The 6125-nt window shown below is 72.8% G+C and carries 7 protein-coding genes; 5 read left to right on the top strand and 2 right to left on the bottom strand.

Annotated elements, in window-relative coordinates:
- The 4 genes from AB0637_RS20000 to AB0637_RS19985 all read left to right on the top strand — a co-directional run.
- The coding region (locus AB0637_RS20000; RefSeq protein WP_366174445.1) for a DAK2 domain-containing protein at positions 1–730 on the top strand (730 nt) is incomplete at its 5' end.
- Between the two features lie 13 nt (positions 731–743).
- Positions 744–1244, top strand: coding sequence for a ribose-5-phosphate isomerase (locus AB0637_RS19995; protein WP_366174444.1), 501 nt, complete (start codon positions 744–746; stop codon positions 1242–1244).
- A 33-nt stretch (positions 1245–1277) separates the two neighbouring features.
- On the top strand, positions 1278–2051 hold the full coding sequence (locus AB0637_RS19990; protein WP_366174443.1) for a triose-phosphate isomerase family protein: 774 nt from the start codon (positions 1278–1280) through the stop codon (positions 2049–2051).
- Positions 2052–2059: 8 nt separating this feature from the next.
- The gene (locus AB0637_RS19985) at positions 2060–3034 is read left to right on the top strand and encodes a 3-hydroxyacyl-CoA dehydrogenase family protein (RefSeq protein WP_366174442.1); all 975 of its coding nucleotides are present in this window, start codon (positions 2060–2062) and stop codon (positions 3032–3034) included.
- A 19-nt stretch (positions 3035–3053) separates the two neighbouring features.
- Here the strand turns inward: AB0637_RS19985 and AB0637_RS19980 are convergent, their stop codons facing one another.
- Positions 3054–3491, bottom strand: a complete 438-nt coding sequence (locus tag AB0637_RS19980; RefSeq protein ID WP_366174441.1) for a VOC family protein — start codon at positions 3489–3491, stop codon at positions 3054–3056.
- Between the two features lie 62 nt (positions 3492–3553).
- Here AB0637_RS19980 and AB0637_RS19975 point away from each other — a divergent pair, with 62 nt between their 5' ends.
- Positions 3554–4537, top strand: a complete 984-nt coding sequence (locus AB0637_RS19975) for a WYL domain-containing protein (RefSeq protein ID WP_366174440.1) — start codon at positions 3554–3556, stop codon at positions 4535–4537.
- On the opposite strand, the gene AB0637_RS19970 is transcribed toward AB0637_RS19975, so the two are convergent.
- Positions 4506–6086, bottom strand: a complete 1581-nt coding sequence (locus tag AB0637_RS19970) for a CHASE3 domain-containing protein (protein ID WP_366174439.1) — start codon at positions 6084–6086, stop codon at positions 4506–4508. The two genes, AB0637_RS19975 and AB0637_RS19970, sit on opposite strands and share 32 nt — an antisense overlap.
- Between the last annotated feature and the right edge of the window lie 39 nt (positions 6087–6125).

Below are 6125 nucleotides of genomic sequence, written 5' to 3'. Positions count from 1 at the left end.
GGCGCTGAGCGTCGGCGCCACGATCGAGACGACCCCGGCGCCGACCTACGTCGTCCCCGAGGACGAGGTCGCCGACTACAGCGGCACCCCCGCCGAAGCGGCGCAGGCCGGGCAGCAGATCGCCGGGCTCGTCGAAGCCGTGCGCGACGTCCTCAAGGACGCGGAAGCGGAACTGGGGCGCATCGACGCCATCGCCGGTGACGGCGACCACGGCACCGGCATGGTCAACGGCTCCGTCGCGGCCGCGCAGGCGGCCCGGGCCGCCGCGGACGCAGGGGCGGGGGCCGCCTCGACGTTGTCGGCGGCCGGCGGCGCCTGGGCGGACCGGGCCGGCGGCACCTCCGGGGTGATCTGGGGCGTGCTGCTGCACGCGTTCGCCGAGAAGCTGGGCGATGAGGGCACCCCGACGCCGGAGCAGGTCTCCGCAGGCGCCACCGCGTCGGTGGAGGCCGTGATGCGACTGGCGGGTGCCCGCGTCGGCAACAAGACGATGCTCGACTCCCAGGTCCCCTTCGCGGAGACCCTCGCGGAACGCATCGCCGCCGGTGACGACCTGAAGACGGCCTTCACCACGGCGTCGCAGGCGGCCACCGACGCCGCCGAGGCAACGAAGCAGCTGCGTCCCCAGATCGGACGTGCCCGGCCGCTGGCCGAACGCTCGCTGGGGCACCCCGACGCCGGGGCCGTCTCGCTCGCGCTGGTGACGCGCACCGTCGCCGAGAAGCTCTGAGGAAGGGAAGATCGTGACTGATCTGCAGTGGCGTGTCGTCGTGGCCGCCGACGAGGCCGGCGTCTCCTACAAGGACGCCATCAAGGCCGACCTGCTCAAGGACCCCCGCGTCAAGGAGGTCATCGACGTCGGCGTGAACGCCGACACGGACAAGACCGCCTACCCGCACGTGGCCGTCGCCGCCGCCCGCAAGATCGCGGCCGGCGAAGCCGACCGCGGCATCCTCGTCTGCGGCACGGGCATGGGGGTGGCCATCGCGGCCAACAAGGTCCCCGGCATCCGCGCCTCGGTCGCACACGACTCCTTCTCGGTCGAGCGCCTGGTCCTGTCGAACGACGGGCAGGTCCTGACCCTGGGGGAACGCGTCATCGGCAAGGAGCTGGCGCGACGGCTGGCCAAGGAGTTCCTCGGCTACGTCTTCGACACCTCCAGCGCCTCGGCGGCCAAGGTCGACGCGATCACCGGGTACGAGACCGGTGCCGAGGTCGAGGCGGGTAGCGTCGGGTCCTGCTGAGACCCACGCCTCGAGACCGGAGCCCATCGCACCATGACGACCCGCCCCCGCCCGCTCGTCGGGGTCAGCCTGAAGATGTACTTCTCGCTGGCCCGGACGCGGAGCTACCTCGCTGACGTGGCGGCCCTCGGCCCGGTGGTCGCCGAGGCCGGGGTCGACGCCTTCGTCATCCCCGACTTCCTCACCGTGACCACGGGCCTGGACCTGATGCGCGGCACCGGGATCGCCATCGGCGCCCAGGACGCGTCCTGGGAGGACTTCGGTGCCCTCACGGGTGAGGTGTCCCCCGCCGCGCTGCGGGAGGCCGGGGCGCGGTTCGTCGAGATCGGCCACGCGGAGCGGCGGCGGATGTTCGCCGAGGACGACATCGTCACGGCGCGCAAGGCGGCCGCCGCCGCCCGCAACGGTCTGGTCCCGCTCGTCTGCATCGGTGAGAACGTCCGCATCGACGTCCCCGACGCCGCCCGCACCACCATCAGCCAGGTCCTGGCCGCGCTCGAGGACGTCCCGTCCGAGGCCGAGGTCGCGATCGGCTACGAGCCCAACTGGGCGATCGGGCAGACGGAACCGGCACCCCCCGAGCACGTCGTGGGGGTCACGACCCGCCTGCGCGACGCCCTGTCGCACCGCCGCGGCCTGACGCGCATCCTCTACGGCGGCAGCGCCGGACCGGGCATGTTCACCGACGTCGCGGAAGGGGTCGACGGCCTGTTCCTCGGCCGCTTCGCCCACGACGTCGCCAACTTCAAGGCCGTGATCGAGGAGATCGCGGCCCACCCGCTCAACCGAGCGGACGACCACTCCTAGGAGAGACCGTGCCCACAGCACCCCGCACCGACAAGATCACCAAGGTCGCCCAGATCGGCACCGGCTACATGGGCGGCGGCATCGCCCAGTCGCTGGCGCTGGCCGGCAACGACGTGTGGCTGGCGGACGCCGACAAGGAGTCGACGCAGCGCAACTACGAGCGGCTCCTCAAGGAGTCCGAGCTCTTCGAGGCGCAGGGGCTGTTCGCGCAGGGCAGCACCGAGGTGCTGAAGCAGAAGTTCCACCCCGCCGACTCGATCGAGGAGGCCGTCGCCGACGTCCACTTCGTCGAGGAGGCCGTCTTCGAGGACCCGACGGTCAAGAAGGACGTGCTCTCGCGCGTCCAGAAGGCCGTGACGCCGGGCACGATCATCGGAACGAACACCTCCACCATCCCCGTCAAGGTGCTGGCCGAGGCGTTCGAGGACGCGTCCCTGTTCCTCACGGTGCACTTCTCCAACCCGGCGCCGTTCATCCCGGGCGTCGAGCTCGTGACCGGTGAGGCGACCGACCCGGCCGTCCTGCCCCTCATCGACGACCTCCTGAACCGCGCGGGCCGTCGTGGCGCCCAGGTCAAGGACGTCCCCGGCTTCGTCCTCAACCGCCTCCAGTACGTCCTGCTCAAGGAGGCCATGTCGGTCGTCGACGAGGGTGTCGCCACCCCCGCCGACGTCGACACCATCGTCTCCACCACGTTCGGGTTCCGGCTGCCGTTCTTCGGCCCGTTCGCCATCGCGGACATGGCCGGCCTCGACGTCTACGCCAAGGGCTTCAAGGTCCTCGAGGGCCACTTCGGGGACCGCATGTCGGCCCCGGCGAACCTCACCGCGCTCGTGGAGCAGGGCAAGTTCGGCACGAAGACGGGGTCCGGGTTCCTCGAGCTGGAGCCCGAGAAGCTCGCCGAGCTCATCGACTACCGCAACAAGGCCTACAAGAAGATGCAGGAGCTGCTCGACGAGCTCGGCCCGTCGCCGCTGGCCTGACCTGCTCCTCCCGCCCGGTCTAGTCCAGGCAGAACTCGTTCCCCTCGGGGTCGGCCAGCACGACGTGGCCGGCCCCGAGCGGCGGTTCGGGGGCGCGGTGCTCGAGGACGACGGCCCCGAGGGCCACCAACCGGTCGGCCTCCGCCGCCAGCGCGGCCGTGCGTTCCTCCCCCTGCAGACCCGGGGCCGCCCGCACGTCGAGGTGCACCCGGTTCTTCCCCTGCTTGCCCTCGGGCACCTTCTGGAAGTAGATCCGCGGCCCGGACCCCTCGGGGTCGACGAGGGCCCAGGCGTCGTCCCGCCGCTCCCGTGGCACACCCCACGCGGCCAGGGCCGCCTCCCACGTCTCGTGCGGAGCCGGCGGCGGCATCGTCACGTAGCCGAGGACCTCGGCCCAGAACGCGCCCAACCGCCGGGGATCGGCCGCGTCGAAGGTCACCTGCATGTCTCTCGTCATGTCCCGCACCCTGCCGCGGAACCCGGACCGTGGACGTCCGCGATCGGTGCCACGCTGGTCGAGTGAGCGTCGAGAGCGGCACCGAACGCGTCCTGCGCCTGCTCGCCCTCCTCCAACGCCGGCCGGCCTGGACGGCCCTCGACCTGGCCACCGAACTGGGCGTGACGGACCGGTCGGTGCGCCGCGACGTCGAGCGGCTGCGGCGGCTGGGGTACCCCGTCCAGGCGACGCCGGGGGTCGGCGGCGGGTACCGGCTGGGCGCCGGGGCGCGGTTGCCGCCGCTGCTGCTCGACGAGGAGGAAGCCGTCGCCACCGCGGTCGCCCTGCGCCTGGTGGCGGGGGGCGGCATCGCCGGGGCGGGTGAGGCGGCGCTACGAGCGCTGGCCCGGCTGGACCAGGTGATGCCGCCGCGGCTGCGTGAACGCGTTGCCGCCGTCCACGGGGCCACCGAGACCCTCACCGCCCCGGGGGCCGTGATCGACGCGGACCTGCTGGTCCTGCTGGCCCGCGCGTGCCGGGACCGGGTCCGCGTGCGGTTCCGGCACACCCGTCCCGGACGTCCCGAGACCGACCGCACCGTCGAACCCCTCCGGCTCGTCACCACCGGGCGCCTCTGGTACCTGGTCGCCTTCGACGTGGACCGGGACGACTGGCGCACCTTCCGGCTGGACCGGGTGCGCCGCCCCGAGCTCACCGGGTGGCGGTGCCGTCCCCGCGAGCACCCCGACCCCGTCGCCCTGGTGCGGCACGCGGTCACCGAGGCGCCCTACCGCGTCCGGGCCAGGATCCGGCTGCACGCCCCGGCCGCGGAGGTCCGGGACAGGGTCCCCGTCACCGTCGGCCGGGTCGACCCCGACCCCGACGCGCCCGCCGACCGGTGCGTGCTGACGATCGCGGCCGAGCACCCCGACTGGATCCTCGCCCACACCGCCCGGCTCGGGGTGCCCGCCGAGGTCCTCGAACCCGAGGAGCTGCGCGCCGCCGCGGCCGCGATGGCGGCGACGCTGACCGCCCTCAGTACCGGAAGCGTCCCACCGTCGTCTTGAGCCGGTCGGCCATCCCGGCGAGGTCCTGCGTCGCCTCACGCGTGGAGCGGACCCCGGCGCTCGTCTCGGCGACCGCGGTGGCCACGTCGTGCACGACCGTCGCGATCTGCTGCGAGCCGTCGGCGGCCTCGGTCACGCTGCGGGACATCTCCCGCGTCGTCGCCGACTGCTCCTCGACGGCCGCGGCGATCGTCGTCTGGAACGCGTTGATGCGGGAGATGATCTCGCTGATCTGGGCGATCGCGTCGACGGCCCGGCCCGTGTCCTGCTGGATCGTGTGGACCCGGGCGGTGATGTCGCCCGTCGCGGTTGCGGTCTCCTGGGCGAGCTCCTTGACCTCGGAGGCGACGACGGCGAAACCCTTGCCGGCGTCGCCGGCGCGGGCGGCCTCGATGGTCGCGTTGAGGGCCAGCAGGTTCGTCTGCGCCGCGATGGCCGTGATGGTCCCCACCACGTCCGAGATGCGCCGCGAGGACTCCCCGAGCGCCTCGATGGTGCGCGTCGTGGCGTCGGCCAGGGTGACCGCCTCGGCCGCGACACCCGCCGCCTGGCTGGTGTTCAGCGAGATCTCCTCGATCGAGACGCCCATCTCCTCGGCGCCGGCCGCGACCGACTGGACGTTCGCGGACGTCTGGCCCGCCGCGGCGGCCATCGAGGAGACCTGCCCGCTCACGGCCTCCGCGGACGCCTCGATCCGGCCGGCCGTGCCGTGCAGGCCCTGGCTGGCCCGCGTCACGTCGTCCGCGGCCTGGGCGGTCTCGCGCACCGTGTCCTGGACCTTGGCGACGAACCGGTTGAAGGCCGAGGCGGTGTCCGCGAACTCGTCGCGACGGTCCTCGGGGACCCGCAGGGTGAGGTCGCCGTCGCCGTCGGCGATGTCGGCGAGCCGCGTGTTGAGCGCCCGCAGCGGCGTCAGGACGCTGCGCGTCACCAGCAGTCCGATGACGGTGAACATGACGAGCCCGATCGCCGTCCCACCGATGACGGTGCGTTCGATCATGGTGTGGGCGCGGGCGGAGGCGGCCCCGCGGACGGTGAGCAGGGACGACTCCTCGGACCGCATCTGGTCGGTCAGACCGCGGATCTGGTCCATGACGGTCTTGCCCTTGTTGGTGAGGACGACGGCCTGCGCGGCCTCGAAACCCTTTTCGCGGCGCAGGTCGATGGTGTCCTGCATCTCGGCGATCTTCTGCTGCACGAGCGGACGCAGTTGCGCGATGCGCTGCTGCTGGGCCGGGTTGTCGGCCGTCAACCGGGCGACCGCGTCGAGGTGGCCGTTCACACCGGTCGTCGCGGCGGTGAAGGGAGCGAGGTAGTCGTCGACGCCGGTGATGACGAAACCGCGCTGACCGGTCTCGGCGTCCTTGAGGTCAGCCGTCACGGCGTCGATGGCGGTGAGGACGGCGTAGGTGTGGTTGACGGCCGCCTCGTTGGCCGACAACTGCCCCGAACTGCGGTAGGCGACACCGCCGACCACCGTGAGCAGGACGGCCGCGAGGGCGAAACCCGCCGCGAGCCGTTTGCCGATCGTCCACCGCAGTCGCGCCATGTCGTCCGTCCTCCTCGTCCGGCTCCGCCGGACCGGCTG

Source organism: Kineococcus sp. NPDC059986, from assembly GCF_040702905.1.
Lineage (GTDB): Bacteria > Actinomycetota > Actinomycetes > Actinomycetales > Kineococcaceae > Kineococcus.
The sequence above is the reverse complement of the archived record's forward strand: the minus strand, read 5'-3'. Positions and strand labels throughout refer to the sequence as shown.